Annotated in this window: 16 protein-coding genes and 1 pseudogene; 10 read left to right on the forward strand and 7 right to left on the reverse strand. The window is 72.1% G+C overall.

The window, feature by feature from the left end; translation table 11 throughout:
• Window positions 1–142: 142 nt before the first annotated feature.
• A pseudogene (locus tag AC067M_RS03590) lies at window positions 143–1,379 on the reverse strand (RNA polymerase sigma factor).
• Window positions 1,380–1,579: 200 nt separating this feature from the next.
• Between AC067M_RS03590 and AC067M_RS03595 the strand changes: the two are divergent.
• Both AC067M_RS03595 and AC067M_RS03600 read left to right on the forward strand, forming a co-directional pair.
• The gene (locus AC067M_RS03595; protein WP_478695284.1) at window positions 1,580–2,176 is read left to right on the forward strand and encodes a hypothetical protein; all 597 of its coding nucleotides are present in this window, start codon (window positions 1,580–1,582) and stop codon (window positions 2,174–2,176) included.
• 26 nt (window positions 2,177–2,202) lie between these two features.
• The gene (locus AC067M_RS03600) at window positions 2,203–3,189 is read left to right on the forward strand and encodes a nucleotidyl transferase AbiEii/AbiGii toxin family protein (protein ID WP_478695285.1); all 987 of its coding nucleotides are present in this window, start codon (window positions 2,203–2,205) and stop codon (window positions 3,187–3,189) included.
• Here AC067M_RS03600 and dnaG read toward each other — a convergent pair.
• From dnaG to AC067M_RS03620, 4 genes are all read right to left on the reverse strand, one after another.
• Window positions 3,160–5,061 (reverse strand): DNA primase, encoded by a 1,902-nt coding sequence (gene dnaG / locus AC067M_RS03605; protein ID WP_478695286.1) that lies wholly within the window; start codon window positions 5,059–5,061, stop codon window positions 3,160–3,162. The genes AC067M_RS03600 and dnaG overlap by 30 nt on opposite strands.
• A 181-nt stretch (window positions 5,062–5,242) precedes the next feature.
• Window positions 5,243–6,508: an NAD(P)/FAD-dependent oxidoreductase gene (locus AC067M_RS03610; protein ID WP_478695287.1), complete on the reverse strand. Its 1,266-nt coding sequence runs from the start codon at window positions 6,506–6,508 to the stop codon at window positions 5,243–5,245.
• A gap of 208 nt (window positions 6,509–6,716) precedes the next feature.
• Entirely contained in the window at window positions 6,717–7,970 is a 1,254-nt protein-coding gene (locus AC067M_RS03615) for a deoxyguanosinetriphosphate triphosphohydrolase (RefSeq protein WP_478695288.1), read from the reverse strand.
• A gap of 165 nt (window positions 7,971–8,135) precedes the next feature.
• A complete protein-coding gene (locus tag AC067M_RS03620; RefSeq protein WP_478695289.1) occupies window positions 8,136–9,056 on the reverse strand; it encodes a sirohydrochlorin chelatase in 921 nt (306 codons plus the stop codon).
• A 211-nt stretch (window positions 9,057–9,267) separates the two neighbouring features.
• On the opposite strand from AC067M_RS03620, the gene AC067M_RS03625 reads away from it, so the two are divergent.
• The 5 genes from AC067M_RS03625 to AC067M_RS03645 all read left to right on the forward strand — a co-directional run bounded on the left by AC067M_RS03625 (window position 9,268) and on the right by AC067M_RS03645 (window position 17,139).
• Window positions 9,268–9,966: a SanA/YdcF family protein gene (locus AC067M_RS03625; RefSeq protein ID WP_478695290.1), complete on the forward strand. Its 699-nt coding sequence runs from the start codon at window positions 9,268–9,270 to the stop codon at window positions 9,964–9,966.
• Between the two features lie 197 nt (window positions 9,967–10,163).
• The gene (locus tag AC067M_RS03630) at window positions 10,164–12,344 is read left to right on the forward strand and encodes a molybdopterin oxidoreductase family protein (RefSeq protein WP_478695291.1); all 2,181 of its coding nucleotides are present in this window, start codon (window positions 10,164–10,166) and stop codon (window positions 12,342–12,344) included.
• Between the two features lie 99 nt (window positions 12,345–12,443).
• Window positions 12,444–15,068, forward strand: a complete 2,625-nt coding sequence (locus tag AC067M_RS03635; protein ID WP_478695292.1) for a helix-turn-helix transcriptional regulator — start codon at window positions 12,444–12,446, stop codon at window positions 15,066–15,068.
• 125 nt (window positions 15,069–15,193) lie between these two features.
• A complete protein-coding gene (locus tag AC067M_RS03640) occupies window positions 15,194–15,754 on the forward strand; it encodes a hypothetical protein (RefSeq protein ID WP_478695293.1) in 561 nt (186 codons plus the stop codon).
• Window positions 15,755–15,792: 38 nt separating this feature from the next.
• Window positions 15,793–17,139: a DUF6777 domain-containing protein gene (locus tag AC067M_RS03645; RefSeq protein ID WP_478695294.1), complete on the forward strand. Its 1,347-nt coding sequence runs from the start codon at window positions 15,793–15,795 to the stop codon at window positions 17,137–17,139.
• A gap of 82 nt (window positions 17,140–17,221) precedes the next feature.
• On the opposite strand, the gene AC067M_RS03650 is transcribed toward AC067M_RS03645, so the two are convergent.
• A complete protein-coding gene (locus AC067M_RS03650; RefSeq protein WP_478695295.1) occupies window positions 17,222–17,635 on the reverse strand; it encodes a gamma-glutamylcyclotransferase family protein in 414 nt (137 codons plus the stop codon).
• Window positions 17,636–17,783: 148 nt separating this feature from the next.
• On the opposite strand from AC067M_RS03650, the gene AC067M_RS03655 reads away from it, so the two are divergent.
• Together AC067M_RS03655 and AC067M_RS03660 are read left to right on the forward strand one after the other, a co-directional pair.
• Window positions 17,784–19,436 carry a M4 family metallopeptidase gene (locus tag AC067M_RS03655; RefSeq protein WP_478695296.1) on the forward strand — a complete coding sequence of 551 codons (1,653 nt, stop codon included), beginning with the start codon at window positions 17,784–17,786 and terminating at the stop codon, window positions 19,434–19,436.
• 89 nt (window positions 19,437–19,525) lie between these two features.
• The gene (locus AC067M_RS03660) at window positions 19,526–20,260 is read left to right on the forward strand and encodes a TetR/AcrR family transcriptional regulator C-terminal domain-containing protein (RefSeq protein ID WP_478695297.1); all 735 of its coding nucleotides are present in this window, start codon (window positions 19,526–19,528) and stop codon (window positions 20,258–20,260) included.
• A 183-nt stretch (window positions 20,261–20,443) separates the two neighbouring features.
• Here AC067M_RS03660 and AC067M_RS03665 read toward each other — a convergent pair whose 3' ends face one another.
• Window positions 20,444–21,034, reverse strand: coding sequence for an NADPH-dependent FMN reductase (locus tag AC067M_RS03665; RefSeq protein ID WP_478695298.1), 591 nt, complete (start codon window positions 21,032–21,034; stop codon window positions 20,444–20,446).
• Between the two features lie 253 nt (window positions 21,035–21,287).
• Here AC067M_RS03665 and AC067M_RS03670 point away from each other — a divergent pair, with 253 nt between their 5' ends.
• Window positions 21,288–21,809, forward strand: coding sequence for a hypothetical protein (locus AC067M_RS03670; protein WP_478695299.1), 522 nt, complete (start codon window positions 21,288–21,290; stop codon window positions 21,807–21,809).
• Window positions 21,810–21,826: the final 17 nt, after the last annotated feature.

The following is a 21,826-nucleotide window of genomic DNA, read 5'->3' on the forward strand; positions in this document are numbered from 1 at the left end:
GAGAAGACATGACCGGGTCGTCCCGTTGGAGCAGACACCCTTCATCAGGCGCGGTGAAGGCCCGGGCCCGTGACGGATCCGGCGCTCGGGCGTCGACCACGTGGGCGGGTGTGGGGGCCGCCTGTCTCTCGGCGGCCCCCGCTCAGTCCAGGTAGCCCCTCAGCTGGTCCGCGAAGGCGTGGTCCCTCAGCTTGTTGAGGGTCTTGGACTCGATCTGGCGTATGCGCTCGCGCGTGACGCCGAAGATGCGGCCTATCTCCTCCAGGGTGCGGGGGCGGCCGTCGGCGAGGCCGTAGCGGAGTTGTACGACCTTGCGCTCACGCTCGCCCAGGGTCGACAGGACCGCTTCCAGGTGCTCGCGCAGCAGCAGGAACGCGGCCGACTCCACCGGGCTCGCGGCGTCGCCGTCCTCGATCAGGTCGCCCAGTGCCACCTCGTCCTCCTCGCCCACGGGGGCGTGCAGGGAGACCGGTTCCTGGGCGAGGCGGAGGACCTCGCTGACGCGCTCGGGCGGGAGGTCGAGGTGAGCGGCGACCTCTTCCGGGGTCGGTTCGTAGCCGCGTTCCTGGAGCATGCGGCGCTGGACGCGGACGACGCGGTTGATCAGCTCGACCACGTGGACCGGGACGCGGATGGTGCGGGCCTGGTCGGCCAGGGCGCGGGACATGGCCTGACGGATCCACCAGGTGGCGTACGTGGAGAACTTGTAGCCGCGGGCGTAGTCGAACTTCTCGACGGCGCGGATGAGGCCGAGGTTTCCCTCCTGGACGAGGTCGAGCATGGTCAGGCCACGGCCCACGTAGCGCTTGGCCACGGACACGACGAGGCGCAGGTTCGCCTCGATCAGGCGGCGTTTGGCCAGGCGGCCCATGACGACCAGCCGGTCGAGGTCCAGGGCGAGGCGGGTGTCCAGGGCAGGTGTGCGCAGCAGCTTCTCCTCGGCGAACAGGCCGGCCTCGACTCGGCGGGCGAGATCGACCTCCTCGGCCGCGGTGAGCAGCGGGATTCGGCCGATTTCCCGGAGGTACTGGCGGAACAGGTCGGAGGACGGGCCGCTGGTCTCGGCGCGGGCGGGCGGCGCTTCGACGGGCTCGGGCTCGGCGGCCTCCAGCACCTCGACGGGCGGTTCGGCGGGCTCGGCCGTGACCTCTTCCTCCGGTCCGGGCTCCACGACCGTCTCCGGCCCGGGCGCCGGCTCGGCCTCCAGCTCCGTTTCCGGGTGGTGCGTGAGACGGCTCTGCGGGGGCACCGCGAGGAGGACGTCGGTCTCGGCGTCCGGATCCGTGCCGTCCGTACTGTTGTCGGTCTGTGTGAGCGTCTGGGTCTGCACGGGGGCGACCTCCAGGATGATCGCTGCGAGGGGGTAGCGGCAGCGGCACTTCGGGGGCGGAGTCGGCGGCGGGGACTCAGGCACCGGAACCCAGTGTGGAGTAAGACACATCGCCGCCACGAGGGGCGTGCGGTGACTTTTTGCGTCCGGCCCGTGACCACTTGGTGATCCGAGCGGGAAACCCGGGTGCCTGTCCCGCCCCTGATCTGGCACGATCCCCGGGTGTCCGGATCCTTGTACGAAACTCATGTGACCGTCCGCTGTGCCGGGCCCGACGAGTCGGAGCGGCTTGGCCGTTGGGCGGCCGGGGCCGGTCTCAAGCTGACGCACATCGTGCTGGCCCGGGGCCGGATGCGGGACCAGCCGATGCTCACGCTGCCCGGTTCACCGTCGTACGCCGAGGAGTTCAGGCAGTCCACGGAGGTGACGGCGCGGCTGCGGGCGGACGGCTTCGAGCCGGTGCGGGTGAAGATCGAGTCGGCGCCGTGGGCCGCGGAGGTCCCGCGTCGGCCGTGCGCGGACGAACGGTACTTCGAGCACCATGTGAAGCTGCTGCTCGCCGCCGGCACGGATCTGGCCGCCCTCGCGGCACGGGTCGTACCGCACGGCGCCCATCTGTCGTGGAACGCGCGGCGGGTGCGGGAGGGCGGACGGCACGAGCGGTTCGTCACGCAGCGCTGCCGCGGGGTGGACGCCGAGGGTGCGGGACGGGCTCTGGAGCGGTTGCTCGTGGAGCTGGACGGGTTCGACGTGCTGGGCGTGGAGCGGGAGTTCGTGCTCCACGACAGTGATGTGTCGGTGGACGACGGATGGCTCGACGAGGAGACGGTGGGGGTACGGACATGACCGGGGCGTGGCGGGGATACCGCTGGATGAGCGCGAACATTCCCAAGGAGCCGCTGGACGACACCACGCGCGCGGCCGCCGATCTGCCGCTCACCCTGCGTCCGGTGCGGGGCGACGGCCTCGTCCAGCGTTCCGTCTTCGACCCGGCCCTGAAACACCACCGGAACGCCTACCGGGCGACCGACCCCGCCTTCGCCGACCCCACCCGCGGTGACGCCTGGCGGGTGGCCCGGCGCCAAGCCCTCGACCTGGTGCTGGCCGCGATCGCGGAGTCGGAGTGGGTGGAATCGCTGGTCCTGCGGGGCAGCGTGCTGATGTCGGCGTGGTTCGGCGAGGCCGCGCGCGAGCCCGGTGACCTGGACTTCGTCGTCGTACCGCGGGATTGGGACATCGACGACGCACGGACCGGCCGGATGCTCACGGGGATCGCCACGGCGGCGCAGGCGCTGGGCGACACGCGTGGGGAGGGGATCCGGATCTCGGCGGACGGCGCGGTGGCCGAGGACATCTGGACCTACGACCGGGTGCCGGGGCGGCGGATGGTCCTGCCGTGGGACGCGCCGGGGCTGCCCGGCGGCCATGTCCAGCTCGACTTCGTCTTCAACGAGCCGCTTCCGGCCGAGCCGGAACCGGTGGAGGTGGCGGGCGGGGCGGTACTGCTGGGGGCTACGCCCGAGCTGTCCCTGGTGTGGAAGCTGATGTGGCTGCTCACCGACGTGCACGGGCAGGGCAAGGACCTGTACGACGCGGTACTCCTGGCGGAGCGGCACCCGCTCCCCCACGAGCTGCTGCACGAGGTGTTCCGGATCTCCGGCGAGTGGCCGTACCCGTACCGTCAGGAGATCCTCCTGGAGGACGTGGTGGAGGCGGTCCGAGAGGTCGAGTGGGATCACTTCGTCACCGAGTACCCGCAGTTCGCTGACGCCGAGCGGGAGTTCGTGGAGCGGCTGGTGCGGGCGGTGACGCCGAGCTTCGAGGGACGCTCAGAGGGCGGCGGCGCCGTGCTCCCGTAGGGCCTGGTCGTACTGCTGCAGCACCCACAGCTCGTTCTGTACGGCGGCCAGTTGGGCGGGGTCACCGCCGGCGCCGAGCCGGGTCAGCTGGGACTGGATGTCGCGGATGCGGCGCTCGACGGCGCGGCGGCGGACGGTGACCAGCTGGGCGCCGGCGTACACCTCGTCCACCGTCTTCCGCATGATCGCCTCGACCGCCAGCTCCGTCACCATCGCGCGGACGGTGTCGTCGGGGGCGGCCTCGCGGACACGGACGAGGTAGTCCTGCGGGTCCTGCGTGCCGTACTCCGCGCCGCCCGCGTCCAGGATCGCCACGCGTACGGCGGCGTAGGGGGCGGCCGTGAACTCGTCGACGCCGTAAGCGTCGAAGGCCGGGGAGACCAGCTCGGGGCGCTGGAGGGCGAGCTTGAGGAGCTCGCGTTCGGTGGCGTAGACGGGGTTGCGCAGTTGCAGGGCCGGGCCGGAGGCCGCGGCGCGCGGGGCGGGGTCGTAGTGCTGGGCGTTGCGCGACGTCGGCGCGGGGCCCTTGCCGCCCCGGTCGCGGGCCCAACGCGCCAGCTGGGCGACACGCTTGACCACGAACTGGGTGTCGAGGATGCCGAGCATGCCGGCGAGCTGCACGGCGACCTCGTGCTGGGCGCCGCTGTTCTTGATGCGGGCGACGATCGGGGCGGCCTCGTCGAGGGCGGCGGCCCGGCCGGCCGGGGTGTCGAGGTCGTAGCGGACGACGATCTGGCGCAGCGCGAACTCGAAGAGGGGCGTGCGCGGTTCGACAAGGTCCGCGACCGCCTCGTCGCCCTTCACCAGGCGCAGGTCGCAGGGGTCCATGCCGTCGGGGGCGATGGCGATGTAGGTCTCGGCGGCGAACTTCTGGTCGTCCTCGAAGGCGCGCAGGGCCGCCTTCTGGCCTGCGGCGTCGCCGTCGAAGGTGAAGATGACGCGGGCCGAGCCGTTGTCCATGAGGAGACGGCGGAGGATCTTGATGTGTTCGCCGCCGAACGCGGTGCCGCAGGTCGCGATGGCCGTGGTCACGCCGGCGAGGTGGCAGGCCATGACGTCCGTGTAGCCCTCGACGACGACCGCGCGGCTGGACTTCGCGATGTCCTTCTTCGCGAGGTCGATGCCGTACAGCACCTGCGACTTCTTGTAGATCGCCGTGTCGGGGGTGTTGAGGTACTTGGGGCCGTTGTCCGCCTCGTACAGCTTCCGCGCGCCGAAGCCCACCACCTCGCCGCTGATGTCGCGGATGGGCCACATCAGGCGGCCCCGGAAGCGGTCGATGGGGCCGCGGCGGCCCTCCTGGGCGAGGCCGGACAGGAGCAGTTCCTTGTCGCTGAAGCCCTTCCCGCGCAGGTAGCGGGTGAGGTGGTCCCAGCCCTGGGGGCTGTAGCCGACGCCGAAGTGGACGGCGGCGGCCTGATCGAAGCCGCGCTCGGCGAGGAAGACCCGGCCGGTGTCGGCCTCGGGGCTCGTGGCGAGCTGTTCGGCGTACCACTCGGCGGCGATCTTGTGGGCCTCGACCAGGCGGATGCGTTCGCCGCGCTGGTGGGCGGGGTTGTAGCCGCCCTCCTCGTAGCGCAGGGTGATGCCGGCCTGGGCGGCGAGGCGCTCGACCGCCTCCGAGAAGGAGAGGTGGTCGACCTTCATCACGAACGTGATGGTGTCGCCGCCCTCCTGGCAGCCGAAGCAGTGGAAGAGTCCCTTGCTCGGGCTGACCTGGAAGGACGGTGACTTCTCGTCGTGGAACGGGCACAGCCCCTTGAGGTTGCCGCCACCCGCGTTGCGCAACTGGAGGTACTCGGACACGACGGCGTCGATCGGAACCGCGTCCCGAACCGCCTTCACGTCCTCATCATTGATCCGTCCAGCCACGAAGTGATTCTACGGGGCCGAACCGACACTCCTGGGGCGAGCCGACCCCCGGCCGGGGGTCCGGGGGTTGTCCCCCGGGAGTCACAGCACGGGTGTGTGCCGACGGCTAGGGTCTTTCGTTTGGATCAGGCCGGATCAGGGAGCGGGGCCCGCGAGCCCGGCCTGATCCAAACGAGAGGCCCTAGGCAGCGAGACTTTCGAGCGGGACGTGCGGGTCGGCCAGTGCCTCGGTGTCCACCACGGCCCCCGACCGGATCAACCCCTGGATCGGCTCTGTGACGTCCCACACGTTCACGTTCATGCCGGCCAGGACCCGCCCCTCGCTGACCCAGAACGCGATGAACTCCCGCTTCCCCGCGTCTCCCCGGATCACGACCTGGTCGTACGTCCCCGGCGGCGCCCAGCCGCTGTACTCCATCCCGAGGTCGTACTGGTCGGTGAAGAAGTAGGGCACGCGGTCGTAGGTGACGTCCTTGCCCAGCATCGAGCGGGCCGCGGCCGGGCCGCCGTTCAGCGCGTTGGCCCAGTGTTCGACGCGCAGGCGGGTGTCGAACAGCCCGTGCGGGAAGGACGCGACGTCCCCGGCCGCGTAGATGTCGGGGTCGGAGGTGCGCAGGCGGGCGTCCACCGTGACACCGCCGCCGTCCGCCCGGTCGGCGATCTCCAGCCCCGCCGACTCGGCCAGCCCGATGCGGGGAGCCGCGCCGATCGCCGCCAGGACGTCGTGGGCCGGGTGCTCCTCGCCGTCGTCCGTGCGGGCCGCGAGGACCATGCCGTCCTGGGCGACGATCTCCGTCAGCCGGGCGCCGAAGTGGAAGCGGACGCCGCGCTCGCGGTGCAGTTCGGCGAAGACGTTGCCGAGCTCTGGGCCGAGGACGCCGTACAGCGGGGTCGGATGGTGTTCGACGACGGTCACCTCCGCGCCGTACTCACGGGCCGCCGCCGCGACCTCCAGGCCGATCCAGCCGGCGCCCGCGATGACGATGTGGCCGTTGTCACGTCCGAGGGAGGCCAGGACGCCCTTGAGCCGCTCGGCGTGCGCGAGCCGGCGCAGATGGTGGACGCCCGCGAGGTCCGTGCCCGGAATGTCCAGTCGGCGCGGCTCGGCGCCGGTGGCGAGGAGCAGCTTGTCGTAGTGGACGAGGGTGCCGTCGTCGCCGAAGCGGACGGTCTTCGCCGTACGGTCGATGGCGTCGACCGTCTGGCCGAGGTGCAGTTCGATGTCGTTGCGCGCGTACCAGGCGGGCTCGTGCACGAAGACGCTGTCGCGGGCCTCCTTGCCGAGCAGATACCCCTTGGACAGGGGCGGTCGCTCGTAGGGGTGGTCCCGTTCGTCGCTGATCAGTATCACGCGGCCGGTGAAGCCCTCGGCCCGCAGCGTTTCGGCCGCTTTGGCGCCGGCCAGGCCTCCTCCGACGATGACGAATGTCTGATCCGCGTCGACCACTTGATGCCTCCTACGAGGGGTCCGGGGGGTGTCCTCCCAGACAACACTGCGGGTGCCGCCACATGCGAGCCTCCCGCACGGAGCGTGATGGGGGAAGAGGGAGTGGCCCGATCAGGCCACGGAGGGTCACCTTCGCACCCGTTTCTTGTCACCTGCGCCCCTTCAGTCCCACCGGTGCCCCATCAACGTCACAGGTGCCCCATCAACCTCACAGATGCCCCGTGAGACGGGCGTGAAGCGAGCGGGCCGAGGAGTCGGTGAGGGCGGCGATCTGGTCGACGATCACCCGCTTGCGGGCACGGTCGTCGGGCGCCGTGTCGAACAGGGCGCGGAACTGGGGGTCCAGGCCGTCGGGAGCGCGGGCGGTGAGCAGCTCGGCGAGCTCGGTGACGACGATCCGCTGGTCGGCGCGGAGCCTGGTCTGTTCGGCGCGCTGCATGACGTACCGGTCGGCGACGGCCTTGAGGACCGCGCACTCCAGGCGGGTCTCGCGCGGGACGACGAGCGCGGCGCCGTACCGGGTGAGGCGGCCGCCGCCGTACGCCGCGCGGGTGGCGCCCTCGGCGGCGAGGCAGAAGCGGCCGATGAGCTGGCTGGTGGCGTCCTTGAGGCGGGCCTGGGCGGCGGCGGAACCGTCGTAGCCGTGCGGCCACCATTCCTGGTCCTGGAGGCGGTCGAGGGCCGCGGCGAGTTCGGCGGGGTCGGTGTCGGCGGGGACGTAGCGGCCGACCGCGACGGCGAAGACCTCCTGGCGTTCCGGCTCGGCGTGCAGGCAGTTGGGGTCGATGTGGCCCGCGTGCAGGCCGTCCTCCACGTCGTGCACGGAGTAGGCCACGTCGTCGGACCAGTCCATGACCTGGGCCTCGAAGCAGATCCGGGTGCCGGGGGCGTCCTTGCGGACCCAGTCGAAGACGGGTCTGTCGTCCTCGTAGACACCGAACTTCGGTGAGGCGGAGTCGGTGGGGTGGGCGCCTCGGGGCCAGGGGTACTTGGTGGCGGCGTCGAGGGCGGCGCGGGTGAGGTTGAGGCCCACGGATCCTTCGGCGGTGAAGCGTTTGGGTTCGATGCGGGTGAGGAGTCTCAGGGACTGGGCGTTGCCCTCGAAGCCGCCGCAGTCGGCCGCGAACTCGTTCAGTGCTTGTTCGCCGTTGTGGCCGAAGGGTGGGTGGCCGAGGTCGTGGGAGAGGCAGGCGGCTTCCACGAGGTCGGGGTCGCAGCCGAGGGCCGCGCCCAGCTCTCGGCCGACCTGGGCGCATTCGAGGGAGTGGGTGAGGCGGGTGCGGGGGGAGGCGTCCCAGACCTGGTTGCGGGTGCCGGGCGTCACCACTTGGGTTTTGCCGGCGAGTCTTCTCAGGGCCGAGGAGTGCAGGATGCGGGCGCGGTCGCGTTGGAACGCCGTGCGGCCGGGGCGCTTGTCCGGTTCGGGGGCCCAGCGTTCGGTTGACGGCAGGTCATAGGGCATGTTTCGACAGTAGGCGGCGGTAGTGACAAATGGGCGCCTACTGGGGTGCCGGGTTCTGTTGTCCGGCGGGTGCGGGTTCGTTTGCCTGGCGGGTACGGGTTCGTTGTCGCCTGTCACTGACGTGCCGGGACAGCACACCCGGGTCGGTAACCTCCCCCTGCATCCTCAGGCGGAGGCCAGTTGCGGAGTGGTCGTGCTTGCCGGAGTCGCCAGTGCCTGGTCGTAGCGGTGCAGGAGCAGATGGGCCATGGCCGGGTGGGTGCCCAGGGGGGCCGACGCGATCCAGGGGGCCTGCTCCGCGCACTCCGTCGCGAAGCGGCCCGGGGCCGTGAAGTACGAGGCGATCGCCACGCGGTCCCGGCCCCGCGCCGCCAGGGCGCGGAGCGCCGTCGGGACGGTGGGCTTGGCAGTCGAGGCGTACGCGGGGACCACCGGCACCCCCAGCCGTTCCGCCAGGAGCTGGGCCGTACGGGCGGTGTCGACGGCCGAGTCGGGGTCGCGGGAGCCCGCTGCCGCCAGGACGACGGCGCTGGAGCGGCGTTCGGCGGCGGTCATGCGGGGGTTCCAGCCGGCCTCGACGAGGCGGGCCCGCAGGGTGTCCACGAGGAGGGGGTGGGGGCCGAGGGGGGCGGACACGCGGGTGCGGACGTGGGCGGCGGCGGCCATCTCGGGGATGTCGCGCTTGACGTGGTAGCCGCGGGCCAGGAGGAGGGGGACGAGGACGGCGTCCGTGGTGCCGTGGGCGTCGAGGTCGGCGAGGGTGTCGGTCAGCAGGGGGTCGTTCAGCTCGATGTGGCCGAGGTGCACGGGCAGGCCGGGGCGCAGCTCGCGGACCCGGTCGAGGAGCGCGCGGACGGTGCTCAGGGCGCGCGGGTCGCGGCTGCCGTGCGCCACGACGACGAGGGCGGGCGGCGCGGGGCGGCGCCTGCCCTCGAGGGAGACGAGGTTGAGCTGGCTGGCGAGCTGGCTGCTGATCCGGTTCATGAGGTGCGCCGTACTGTCGAGGTGGGCCCCCGGAAGCGGCTGGGCGCCGGGGCTGGCAGTGGTCTCGTCGCGAGGTGTCTGCGACCTGGGCGTCGCCGTCATGTACCGATGGTGGGGGCGGGACGTTGCCTTCCCGTTGCATGAGGGTGACGGGTGTTTTCCGGGGGTTCACCGAAGGGTGCCATGGGGGTGTGAGGTGACGTGACCTGCGTTTTCACTCGACGGAGTGAAGCTGGTCACATGACCGGGAGTGAACCGAAGGGCCCGGCGGCTCGTCCCTGAGGGCGTGAGCAGACCGGGGAGGGACCGTCCGATGCGCCACCTGAGACCGGGCAGACCGCGCCTGCCGCGCACCCGTGCCGGGCAGCGCAGGCTGGTGCAGGCCGTGATGGCGGTGTGCGTGCTCGCGCTGCTGCCGTCGACCTGGATGTACGTCGTGACGGGCGACCGGCTGCGCACCACGGCTGACGCGCCCCGCACCGACGTCGCCGTCGTCTTCGGCGCGGGCCTGTGGGACGGCGAGCCGTCGCCGTACCTCGCGCACCGGTTGGACGCGGCGGCCGAGCTGTACCGCGAGGGCCGGATCAAGGTCGTCCTCGTCACCGGCGACAACAGCCGCGAGGACTACGACGAGCCCGACGCGATGCGTGCCTACCTGACGCGGCACGGCGTCCCGGACGCGCGGATCGTCAGCGACTACGCCGGGTTCGACACCTGGGACTCGTGCGTGCGGGCGCGGAAGATCTTCGGCGTCGACCGGGCGGTGCTGATCAGCCAGGGCTTCCACATCCGGCGGGCGGTGGCGCTGTGCCAGGAGGCGGGCGTCGCGTCGTACGGCGTCGGCGTCGACGCCAAGCACGACGTGACCTGGTATTACGGGGGCGCCCGGGAGGTCTTCGCGGCCGGCAAGGCGGTGCTGGACGCGGTGTTCGAGCCCGAACCCCGTTTCCTCGGGCTGAAGGAGTCGGGGGTGGCGCGGGCGCTCGCCGCCGGCGGTGAAGCGGGGCGATGAAGTGGGACGGTGACGTGGGGCGATGAAGTGGGACGGTGACGTGGGGCGGTGAGGCGGGACGGTGACGTGGGGCGGTGACCCGGGGCTCGGTCAACCTGGTGCCTCACGTCGGTCGTGGCGCGGTGGGGAGGTCGCTGTGCCGCTCGCGTAACGGGCCACGTCCCGGCGCGTAACACGGGCGAAGCAGGCTGAGCGGTATGAAGACCGCCTCGACGCCCACCCACTGCCCGTACTGCGCCCTGCAGTGCGGGATGAACCTGTCGCCCTCGCCACAGGGGGGCGTCGAGGTGCAGGAGCGCGCGGACTTCCCGGTCAACCGGGGCGCGCTGTGCGGCAAGGGGCGTACGGCGCCGGCGGTCCTGGCGTCGGGCGTCCGCCTGACCTCGCCGTTGGTGCGTACCGGCGGAACTCTCGTGCCCGCCGGCTGGGACGAGGCACTCGACCGGATCGCCGAGGGGCTCGGCGCGGCGCGCGCCGCCCACGGGCCCGACGCGTGCGGGGTGTTCGGCGGGGGCGGGCTGACGAACGAGAAGGCGTACACGCTCGGGAAGTTCGCACGGATCGTGCTCGGCACCTCGCAGATCGACTACAACGGCCGCTTCTGCATGTCGTCGGCCGCGGCCGCCGGGACGAAGGCGTTCGGGCTGGACCGGGGGCTGCCCTTCCCGCTGGAGGACATCCCGCGGACGGGGTGCGTGATCCTCGTCGGGTCGAACCTGGCGGAGACCATGCCGCCCTCCCTGCGGTTCTTCAACGAGCTGCGGGAGAACGGCGGCACGCTGATCGTCATCGACCCGCGCCGCACGAAGACCGCCGAGCAGGCCGACCTGCACCTGGCGCCCCGGCCCGGCACCGACCTGGCGCTGGCGCTCGGGCTGCTGCACCTGGTCGTCGCCGAGGGGCGGGTCGACGAGGAGTACGTCCAGGAACGCACGGTCGGCTGGGAGGACGCCCGGGCTGCGGCGATGGCGCACTGGCCGGAGTACGTGGAGCGGATCACGGGGGTGTCCGTTCCCCAACTCCGGGAGGCCGTACGGCTGTTCTGCGAACCGGAAGCGGCGATGGTGCTCACCGCGCGCGGGCCCGAGCAGCAGTCCAAGGGCACCGACACGGTGAGCGCGTGGATCAACCTGTGCCTGGCGACCGGGCGGGTCGGCCGCCCGCTGTCCGGGTACGGCTGCCTCACCGGGCAGGGCAACGGGCAGGGCGGGCGCGAACACGGCCAGAAGGCCGACCAGTTGCCCGGCTACCGCAAGCTGACCGACCCGGAGGCGCGCCGGCACGTGGCCGAGGTGTGGGGCGTGGACCCCGACAGCCTGCCGGGGCCGGGACGCAGCGCGTACGAGCTGCTCGACGCGCTGGGTACGGACATCCGTGCGCTGTTCCTCATGGGGTCCAACCCGGTGGTGTCGGCGCCCCGCGCGGCCCATGTCGAGGAGCGCATCAGGTCGTTGGACTTCCTCGCGGTGTGCGACGTCGTGCTGTCGGAGACGGCGGCCCTCGCGGACGTCGTGCTGCCCGTCACGCAGTGGGCGGAGGAGAGCGGCACGACGACCAACCTGGAGGGCCGGGTGCTGCTGCGGCGCCGGGCGATCAGCCCGCCGGAGGGGGTCCGCAGCGATCTGGAGGTCATGCACGAGCTGGCGGCACGCCTCGGCGTGGAGAAGGGCTTCCCGACCGACCCCGAGGAGGTCTTCGAGGAGCTGCGTCGGGCCAGCGCGGGCGGGCTCGCGGACTACTCCGGGATCACCTACCGCAGGCTGGCGGAGGAGAACGGGGTGTTCTGGCCCTGCCCGACGGACGACTCCGGGGACACCGCCCGGGCCGCGCTCGCCGACGACCCTGCACACAACGACCCAGCACACGACGGCCTGGCACACGACGACTCGACGCACGACGCCCCTGCGGGCGTCCACCCCGGCACCCCCCGCCTCTTCCTCGACCGGTTCGCCACCGAGGACGGCCGCGCCCGGTTCGCTCCCGTCACGCACCGGGCCGCCGCCGAGGAACCCGACGACGAGTACCCGGTGCTGCTGACCACCGGACGCGTCGTGGCCCAGTACCAGTCCGGCGCCCAGACCCGCCGTGTCGACGAGCTGAACGCCGCCGCGCCCGGCCCGTTCGTGGAGCTGCACCCGCGGCTGGCGGCGCGGCTCGGGGCGGCCGAGGGCGACCCGGTGGCCGTGGTGTCCCGGCGCGGACGCGCGGTGGCACCGGCCCGGATCACCACCGGCATCCGCCCGGACACCGTCTTCATGCCCTTCCACTGGGCGGGCGAGGGCCGCGCCAACACACTGACCAACCCGGCGCTGGACCCGACCTCACGGATGCCGGAGTTCAAGGTGTGCGCGGTGCGGGTGGAGGCTGTGGAGCCGTAGCGGGTCCGGCACGGAAACCGGACCCCGACCCCGAACACCCGTGGGTCATTCGAACCTGTTGCCCCCTCTTCGTGCAGGTCACCCCCGTATTCTTCGGGTATGGGTGAGGACTGGCCGATGACGGGCCGGGTGGAGGAGCTGCGCTTCCTCGATGCGGCGACGAGACACGGTGGCGGGCCCCGGGGCGTGGTGCTGGCGGGGGCGCCGGGGGTGGGGAAGACCAGACTGGCCCGCGAGGCGCTCGCGGCGGCCCGGAAACGCGGGGCCGCCACCTCGTGGGTGACGGCGACCGCTTCCGCGCGGGAACTGCCCCTGGGCGCGTTCACCGGGCTGCTGGGGCACCCCTCCCAGGACCCGACCCGCGTACTGCCGCAGGCGGTTGACGCTCTCGTGGCCGGGGCGGGCCGGGGCGGCACGGTGATCGGCGTCGACGACGCGCACCTCCTCGACGATCTGTCGGCGCTGCTCGTGCACCAGGTGGTGCTGCGTTCCGCGGCCACGTTGGTGGTGACCGTACGCAGTGGCGCGCCGGCTCCGGACGCGGTGACCGCGCTGTGGAAGGACGGGCATCTCGACCGGCGGGAAGTGCCGGCGCTGACCGAGCGGGACACCGCCGCGCTGTTGGAGGCCGTGCTCGACGGTCCGGTGGACAGCGCGGGGGCCTTTCGTATGTGGACGCTGACCGGGGGCAACGCGCTGTTCCTGCGGCTGCTGGTGGACAGCGAGCTGGAGGCGCGGCGGCTGTGCCGGACCGGCGGTGTGTGGCGCTGGTCGGGACAGCCCCAGGTGCCGCCCGGACTGGCGGAACTGGTGGATGCGCGGATGGGCCGGTTGTCGGATCCGGTACGGCAGGTGGTGAACCTCCTCGCCCTCAGCGAGCCCCTCGGCATCGCTCTGCTCGGCCGGCTGGCGGATCCGGCGGCGGCCGAACTGGCCGAGACCTCAGGCCTGGTGAAGGTGGAGGAGGACGGGCGGCGGCTTCAGGCCCGGCTCGCCCACCCGCTCTACGGCGAACTCCAGCGCGCCCGCCTGGGCCGGCTCACGGCGCGCAGGCTCCGCGGCAGCATCGCGACGGCGCTGGCCGCCACGGGATGCCGACGCGCCGATGACACCTTGCGGCGGGCCGTTCTCGCCCTGGACTCCGATCTGGCACCGGACCCGGAGCTGCTCACCGGCGCGGCGCACAGCGCCGTCCAGCTGATGGACCTGCCGCTCGCCGAGCGACTGGCCCGGGCCGCGGCGGTCACCGGCGGGTTCGAGGCCAGGGCCGTGCTGGCCTACGCACTGTCGTGGCTGAACCGGCCCGACGAGGCGGAAGCGGAGCTGCGGGCCCTCGGCCTGCTCGCCTCCCCCGGACAGCAGGGCCTGACGGTGGCGGTGACGCGTGCGGCCAATCTGTTCTGGATCGCCGGCCGGACGACGGAGGCCGAAACGGTGCTGGCCGAGGCTTCGCGCGGCGTCACCGACCCGTTCGCGCTCGACGTGCTGACGGCTGTGCGGGCGGCCTTCCACGTCTTCCTGGGACGCCCCGGTCAGGCGGTGGAGGACGGGGCCGCGGCTCTGGCCCGGGCGGACCTGCCCGATCTGCCGGTCGTGCTGGCGTCCTTCGGCGTCGTCGGCGGTCTGGGGGCGCTGGGCCGCGCGGACGCGATCGGCCCGGTCGCGGCGCGCGGATACGAGGCGGGTTCTCGGTCCTTCGACGCCGCCGTGCCCGGTGTCGGCCTGTGCGACCTGCACATGACCGGTCTGCGGCTGGCCGGGCGGCTGTCCGAGGTCGCGGTCCTCGGGCTCGACCGGCTGCGGATGAGCACCGCCGTCCCGCCGCCCATGCAGTCGATGGGCATGACGCTGGCGGGGCACGCGGCGCTGTACTGCGGGCAGTTGCGCACGGCTGTACGCCGGTTACGGGAGGCCCGCGCCGGTCTGGTCCCCACCGAAACGCAGGGCTTCGCGTTCCGCTGCCTGGTGAACCTGGTCCAGGCGCTGGCCATGACGGGCGACGCGGCGGCGGCCCGGCGGGAGTTGGCCGCCGCGGAGACCGAGCGCCACCCGGTCACCGTCTTCTTCGACCCGGACCTGGTGCTGGCGGAGGCGTGGACGACGGCCGCCGAAGGCGCGGTCACCGCCGCGATCGCGCTCGCGCACGAGGCCGCAGCCCTCGCCGCCGGCCGGGGCCAGCTCGCGTACGAGGTGTTCGCGCTGCACACCGCGGTGTGCTTCGGGGACCGGAGCGTCGCGGACCGGCTCGCCGCACTGGCCACCCAGGTGGACGGGCCACGGGCCCCGGTCGCCGCCGCGCAGGCAGCCGCCCTGGCCGCCGACGACGCGGGGGCCCTGAGCCGGGCGTCGGTGGCCCTGGAGGACATGGGTGATCTGCGGGCGGCTGCGGACGCCGCGGCTCAGGCGGCCACCGTTCACAACCGGTGCGGCCGTCTCACTCAGGCACGGGCCGCCGCCGCGCGGGCACACCGCCTGGCCGAGCTGTGCGAGGGCGCCCGCACTCCCGCGCTGATCGCGGCCACCCGGCCGCTGCCGCTCACCGACCGGGAGCGTGAGATCGCCACGATGGCGGCCCATGGCCTGAGCAACCGGGAGATCGCCGAACGGCTCGTCGTCTCGGTACGCACCGTGGAAGGCCATCTGTACCGCATCTACGCCAAGTTGGGCACGACGCGGCGCGGTGAACTCACCGCACTCCTGTTGCGGGTGGAGCCGGACACCTGAGAGGCGGGCGCACCCGGAAGCGAGTAGCCGACTACTCGTGTGCCGACCCCCTGCGGCCTGGAAGCTCGATGTCAGCGGGAGCAGGCCTCCCGCAGAGACGAACGACCAGCCCAGGGGGTTCAGGCATGGCCATCATCGTGATGCGCTACAAGGGAATGATCTGCTTCGGCGAGACGGACTACGACGGCGGCAGTGACTCGGACGAGATCTACTGCATCTCCAACATCTCCACGATGGAGAACGGCCGGCCCGCCGTGCGCACGAGCATGTTCGGGGTGTACGACGACGTCGACGCCGGAGAGACGGTGGCCGAGACGAAGATCCTGTACTGGGGTGAGCCCCGGGACATGTCGATGACGGTGACCTGCATGGAGCGGGACTACGGCGACCCCGACGCTCTGTCGGCCGAGTCGCACGCGGTCGCCGAGGCGGCGGCAGCGGCAGCGGCGGGAGCCGGTTACTCGGTGCCCGACTGGGCGCCCGGGCTGCTCGCGGACGTGGCCGGCGCCCTGTTCGGCACGGGCGACGACCAACTGGGGACGTCCTCACAGGTGTTCACGGCCACCAGGCTCCAGGACCTGGCCCACCAGGGCTGGCAGGAGGAACGGGGTATTCAGTACAAGTTCTTCACCCTGCACACCGGTGAGGGATCGACGTACAAGTTCTACTTCGACGTCGTCTCCTGACGCGCGACCGGAGGGGCACGATGATCGCGGAGAACCGAATGCGGATGAAGGGACTCGGCCGGACGGCCGGACGTGCGCTGGCGGGCGCCCTGGCGCTGGTGCTGGGAGTCGCCCTGCTCGCCGGGTGCGCCTGGCCGAAGCCGAAGCCGAAGGTCCTGGCGAAGGCGGTGGGACGGGGTGTGGTCGGCGCCTCTCCCTTCTCCAAGGCGCTGCTGGGCATGGATCTGGCGATGAGCGCGGTGGAGGCACTGTCCGGGGGGACCAAGAGCGGCAGCACGCCGGGGCTCTACGGAGGCTCCCGGAACAAAACGAGCTGTCTGAAGGACCAACTCGTCCGCTTCCTCAAGGACCCGGGCAACCGTGACAAGGCGAAGGCCTGGGCGAATGTGCAGAACATCGACGTCAGTGGGATCGAGCGGTTCGTCGACGATCTGACGCCGGTCTACCTGCGCAATCCGACACTCGTGAAGAACCACGACTACCGCAAGGGCAAAGCGGTTCCCTACGAGGCGCTGCTGGAGGCGGGCGTCGCCGTGCTCATCGACCGGCTGGGCCGACCTGTCGTGAAGTGCAACTGCGGCAATCCGCTGTCCGCGCCGGACCACGGGATCGACGACGTCGACGTGGACTTCGGAAAGGGGAAGAAGACCTGGAAGGGCCGGTACGACAAGGACAAGGTCGTGACGGTCACGGCCCCGCCCGAGGGCACGTCGAAGCTGGACGCGGTCGCCCTCGTCGACATCGACGCCCCGGGCCGGGGAATCGAGCGGCCGGTCGGCACCGACGGCGGGGCGGACACCGCACTGCCCAAGGATCCGAACGGCGAGGCGACAGGGGACCTCACCGTTCCCGACGTGATGGACAGCCCGGTCGACGAGGCGACCGGGCGGCTCGAGGAAGCCGGCTTCGCGGTCGAGACCGTTCAGGAACCGGCCGACGGCGCCGCGGTGGGCACGGTGGTCGGGCAGGAGCCGGGCGGCGGGACGACGGCGGCCAAGGGGACGACCGTGACCCTGCGCGTGGCCGCGGAGGGCCCCTCGCCGGAACCGCCGGACGAGGTGCAGGTGCCGGACATGACCGGCCTCGCGGTGGGGGAGGCCTTCGCGCAACTCCAGGCGCTGGGACTCACACCCGCGCATGGCCCAGGTTCCTCGCAGTCCGCCGCCGCCCGTGTCCAGCAGACCGATCCGCCTGCCGGAACCACTGTCGCCCCGGGCGCCACCGTCATGGTGACCGCCGTGGACGAGACGTCCGGCGGCACGACCGACGGCGGGGCGACCGACGGCGGCACGACCGACGGCGGGGCGAGCGACGGCGGGGCGAGCGACGGCGGGGCGAGCGACGGCGGAACGCAGGTCCCGGCCGAGGCGACGAACCTCGGCTAGAAGGCGGCCGAAAGGTGCGTGCCGGCCCCGACTCGGTGGAGTCGGGGCCGGTGCCGTACGCACGCGAAGGGAGCGGCTCAGCTCATGCCCGCCCCGACCAGTCCCCGCCCTCGATCCGCCTGCCACGGGCCCGGAGCCGGGCGGACACGGCGGGGGCGGCCACGTACACCCATGCCCGCACGGTCCCGCCGTCGCCGACGCGCGTGACCTCCCGTTCGACGCGCTCGTAGAGGTTGCGCGGGTCGCCCGGCGCGTAGTCCTCCAGCCGGTCGAGGGCGACGAGCAACTCGCCGTACGCCTCGGGTCGCGCGGTGACGACCTCCCCGTACACCGCGCCGCCGGGCTCCTCCACGACGTACGGATAACCGGGGCCGTCGTACAGCACCGCGCCGCCGAGCCGTGCCGGTTGCTCGGACAGGGTGCGGCCGCGCAGGAAGAGGTCGTGGTTGACCTCGCCGGGGCGGAGGGTGCCGTAGACGAAGAACGGGAGCGTCACAGAAACGATTCTCTCCCCTCACACACCTCCTCGGTCGCGCTATGGACATGACACGTCTGGGGCGCCTTAGATCTTGGTCAAGATCAGCGCCGCCCCCCACGCGCCGCCCTCCCCCCACGCGCCCCCTGGCGCCTTTTCGAGGAGACCGATGAGCCGGATACGGCCGCATGTCCGAGGTTCCCGTCGTCTCGCCACCGCCGGTGTGGCCGCCACCACCGCCACCCTGCTGACCGCCGCCCTCTCCCCCACTGCCGAGGCGGCCGAGCAACCGACCCGGGCCACCGCGATCGAGAACGCCGCGTCCGTCCTGACGGACTTCGCCAAGAGCCTGGGCCTGACCTCCGCTCAGGGCACGTCCGTCCGGGACGTCGTCGTGGACGCGGACGGCACCCAGCATGTGCGCTACGACCGCACCTACCGTCAACTGCCCGTGCTGGGCGGCGACTTCGTAGTCCATCTGACCAAGGACGGCACCTACCGCAGTACGGACCGGGCCACGCGCGCCCCCATCTCCCTCGCGAGCATCACCCCCGCGCTCTCCGCCCCGAAGGCCGCCGACCTCGCGGTGAACGCGCTGCGGGCCGCGAACCTCGGGGAGACCCTGAAGAAGCTGACCGCCAAGCCGGAGCTGGTCGTCGACGCCCTGCACGGCAGCCCGCGGCTCGCTTGGCGCACCAACGCCGCCGCCCAGGACTCGCTCGGCAACCCGGTCTCGCGGACGGTGCTGACGGACGCCCGCACCGGCGCACAGATCGACGCCTGGGACGACATCGAGACCGCGTCCGGCGACGGGAAGTCGCTGTACGGCGGCACGGTTGCGGTGCAGACGACCCTGTCGGGATCGACGTACCAGCTCGCGGATCCGACGCGCGGCGGCACCTACACCGGGGACGCGGCGAACAAGACGGACCTGTGTTTCCTGGGGAACGTCTGCGTCAGCCGGGCGCCCTCGACGGTGTTCACGGACACGGACAACCACTGGGGCACGGGCTCGGCCTTGGACCGCTCGACCGTGGCCGTGGACGCGCAGTACGGCACCGACACGACGTGGGACTACTACAAGAACGTCCACGGACGGAACGGCATCGCCGGTGACGGCAAGGGCTCGTTCAACCGGGTGCACTACGGCAACAAGTACAACAACGCCTTCTGGGACGACAGTTGCTTCTGCATGACGTACGGCGACGGTGACGGCACGCAGCTCGGGCCGCTGGTGTCGCTGGACGTGGCGGGCCACGAGATGTCGCACGGCGTCACCTCGAAGACGGCGGCGCTGACGTACTCGGGCGAGTCGGGCGGGCTGAACGAGGCGACGTCCGACATCTTCGGCACGCTCGTGGAGTTCTACGCGGACAACGCGTCGGACAAGGGTGACTACCTGATCGGCGAGAAGATCGTCCGCTCCGGCTTCGGCCGGGAGGCCCTGCGCTTCATGGACAAGCCCTCCAAGGACGGCAAGTCGGCGGACTACTGGAGCAGCAAGGTCGGCGACCTCGACGTCCACTACTCCTCCGGCGTCGCCAACCACTTCGCGTACCTTCTCGCCGAGGGCAGCGGCACGAAGACCGTCAACGGCGTCACCTACAACTCCCCGACCTACGACGGCTCCACGGTCACGGGCATCGGCCGGGACAAGCTCGGCAAGATCTGGTATCGGGCGCTGACGGTCTACATGACGTCCTCGACGAACTACGCGGGCGCCCGCACGGCGACCCTCAACGCGGCGAAGGACCTGTACGGCAGCGGCAGCACCGAGTACAAGGCGGTCGCGGCGGCCTGGAGCGCGGTGAACGTGGGCTGAGCCCGGGTGGCTCCGCCGCTCGCCCCTCCGCTGCGAACAGTGTACGCTGACTGCGAACGATGTACGCGACCAGAGGAGGGGCGAGCGTCATGGCCGCCGCGAAGACCAAGCAGAACCCCATCCCGTCCGTGTGGGCCCGCACCCGACGCGAGACCGACCAGCCCGCCCTCAGCCGCGACGCGATCGTCCGGGAGGCGATCGCGATGCTGGACGCCGACGGCATCGAGGCACTGAGCATGCGCAAGCTGGGCGCCCGCCTGAACGCGGGCGCCACCTCGCTCTACCGGCATGTCGCGACCAAGGACGAGCTGATGGAGCTCGCCGTGGACGAGGTCGCCGCCGAGATCCACGTACCGGACGCGGACAGCCCCGACTGGCGCGCCGCCGTCGGCGAGGCCGCGCACTCCTTCCGCGCGACGGCGCTGCGACACCCGTGGCTGTCCTCGGTGCTCGGCCAGGCGGGCCTCGCCTATCTCGGCCCCAACCTGATGTCGTTCTCCGAGCGGCTGGCCGCGCTGTTCACGGCGGCGGGCTTCCCGGAGCCGAGCCGTGCGATCGACGCCGTGCTGTCGTACGTCATCGGCATGAGCACCACGGAGGCGGCCTGGCTCACCACGGTCGCCCGGTCCGGCGAGAGCGAGGCGGACTTCATCGCGCGCCTGCTGCCCGCCGCCCAGGAGGCGGCCGCCGCCCACGACCACCTCTCGGGCGCCTACACCGAGGCCGCCGCCGCGACCGCCGACCCGGTCGCCCTGCGCGACGACAAGTTCACCGGCGCCCTGGAGATCGTCCTGGACGGGCTGGCCACGCGGCTGCCGCACTGAGGCGGCAGCCGGGACAGGGTCAGAGGCCGGCAGGGAGACCCCGAACCATCACTCCGGTGGAACGGGGGCCCCGCACGCTGACGCCATACCCGGCGTCCCAGCTCGCACGGTCACCGCAGCCCGAACGGCCCAGCACGCCGCAAGCCCGGAAGCCGACCATCACACGATCGAGCTGAACCACCCTCAGGCCGCGTACGGCCGCCTGTCCTTCGCCTCCCTCAAGGCCAGCCCCCACCACACGAGTTGGTCCAGCATGGTCTTCGCGGCCGCGTCCGGGCCCGAGGGATCGCGCAGTCGGCCCTCGTCGTCGAAGGACGCGCCCGCGTTGTGGAAGGAGACGGTGTCGCGGACCGTGACGGCGTGCAGCTCGGCGAAGACCTGCCGGAGGTGTTCGGCCGCGCGCAGGCCGCCCGCCATGCCACCGTAGGAGACGAGGCCGACGGGCTTGGCCTGCCATTCGGCGAAGTGCCAGTCGACGAGGTTCTTCAGGGCCGCCGGATAGGAGTGGTTGTACTCGGGGGTCAGCACGATGAACGCGTCCGCCTCCGCGAGCTTCGGCGTGACCGTCCGCAGGGCCGCGGTCGCCTCGGCGGAGCGGGCGAAGGTGGTCGGCAGGTCGATCTCGGCGACGTCCACGACCTGGACGGCGATGTCGTCACGCTCGCGAACGCGGCCGAGGAGCCAGTCCGCGACCACGGGGCCGAAGCGGCCGTGGCGGTTGCTGCCGACGACGAGGGTGACGTTCAGGGGCGCGTGAGCGGTGTCTGTGTTCATGTGCCACAGCCTGATACCTCAACCATTGTTGAGGTCAAGCCGTGGCCCCCGGAAGGCCAGTCACCCATTCACACGCCCCCAGGGCTCATTTCCACAGCGCGCCCGACACGCGGCGGTGACCTGCTGAAACGGCGGCGGGTGCGGTCGCCCTGACACCCGTTCACCACATTTCTGACGCCCTCTCAGGAAGCGGGCTCGCCCCGGCGCCCCTTACCTCGGAAGGGCAGGCAACCGAGAGCTCCAGGGAGCATCCATGCGACGTACCGTCCGGCTGCTGACCGGTACCGCGCTCGCCGTCGCCACGGCCGGCGCGATCGCCGCGCCCGCGTACGGCGGTGACACCGGTGGCCTGGAGGTGTTCCCCTCCATGGTGGTGCCGGGCGGCGACGTCACGGTGAACACGGCCGCCTGCGGCGACGGCGGTACGGCGACCGGCGACGCCAGCGCGGTCGGCGCGGGACACTTCACGCTCGCTCCGACCACGCACGAGGGTGAGGCGATCGGGCGGTTCCGGGTGCCTCCGAGCGCGCAGCAGGGGACGTACGAGATCGTCGTGACCTGCGCCGAGAGCGATGAGTGGGTCACCGGTGACCTGGTGGTGACGCTGTCCTCCGGGCACGCCCAGGTGTATCCGCGAGGAAGTGTGAAGACGGGGGTCGGTGGCGCCCTGGGCCACGACCCCGTACAGACCGCGGCCGGTGTGGCGGCTCTCGCCGTCGCCGCCGCGGGCGGTACCTGGCTCCTGCATCGCCGGGCGAGAGGCGACGGGATCTGACGGACACCCTCCGCTGT

Source organism: Streptomyces sp. NPDC043427 (assembly GCF_056436655.1).